Annotated in this window: 1 protein-coding gene; it reads right to left on the reverse strand. The window is 39.0% G+C overall.

The window, feature by feature from the left end; translation table 11 throughout:
* Positions 1–1,278, reverse strand: a 1,278-nt coding sequence (locus tag CH362_RS19075; RefSeq protein ID WP_244280658.1) for a transposase, incomplete at both ends; no start/stop codon positions are given.

Below are 1,278 nucleotides of genomic sequence, written 5' to 3' on the forward strand. Positions count from 1 at the left end.
ATTTATTATTGACAATCCGCACATATCTCGGTATTTTTGTTTTCAACTCGGAAGCAGAAGAAGTTAAGGAATCTTGCAAATCACTTCTACTTTCAAGTTGTAAGCAAAAATACCCAACCTCAGTTTTCTCGCTAACTTTCTCCTCTACAATCCCAAGCTTCTCCCTTCTGCTCTTAGCTAACGCATCTACTCCAAATACTTTCAGGTTCTTAAAGAAACAATACTCATTGAGATAGAGCTGGGAATACTCCGGCTTTATATATCCGTAAGAAGAGAATGCTTGTTTGATTACTCTATGGTTTCCTTCTGCGTATTGGATGTGAACTCCGTCCTTACTCCAGCGATTCCTTGCCCAGCGGTATCTTTTGTCTTTCGAATGCGCACTGTGATTTACCATTCTATGGTTTTTATACACGGAATTTAACCATGGGTATCCGCTATCTGTGAATATTGGTGTATCACTTGGTATGTTCTTTAAGAATAGAGGGCCTAAAGTATTCATCTTTTGATCCGGCACAGAATCGAGTATTAATGCTCCGTTGCTTGCGGCGATCGTATGAACCATTGTTCCTATTTGTTTTCCGCCGAGTTTATCACTCATGTATATAGAAGCTGTACAACCCCCGTGTTTATGCCTTTTACGACCTTTATTCGCTCTTTGGGAAGCAGAGTAGAGGACCATTGTATCTGCGTTTGTTAGAGTCTTTCCTTTGAGGGCTTTCTGGAGTATCTTCTTCGGGTTTCTTTTATCCGCGATTTCGGTTCGTATGGGATTCGATTGTATACGGCCCTGAGTTTGCTTGGATCCAGTATCTTTCTCTGGAAGACGGAAATCTTTATATTCTTCTTCTAATTGTGAGAAGATTAGATCTCTAAATGATTCTTTCTGCTCGCTTGCGAATAGTTGTATTCTGCGTTTTAGTAGAAGAGCGGATTTATTCGAAATTCCAATTGATCTAACTATCTCTGCTGCAGTTAAAACCTTTGGGCTTCTTTTATATGATTCATCTAATACATATCCGAATACCCAAAGTGGTAATTTAAAATGGTGCAGGGGAGTATATGAAAGTCTGGATGCTTGGTAATGGCAGACTTCACAGCGTATTAAGTAATCTCTTGTGCTGATCTTCTTCTTTAATTGGATCTTACATGTTGGGCAAAATTTTGGATAAAACGTATCTAAGAAGTATTCAGTTATCTTTTCGTAATGTTTAGCTCCTATTGGGGAATTTGAAGGGTCGTTTGTACTTACGTTGTGCGGATTAGTATCTACGAATA

It is taken from the genome of Leptospira saintgironsiae (genome assembly GCF_002811765.1).
In the GTDB taxonomy this organism is placed as follows: Bacteria; Spirochaetota; Leptospiria; order Leptospirales; family Leptospiraceae; genus Leptospira_B; species Leptospira_B saintgironsiae.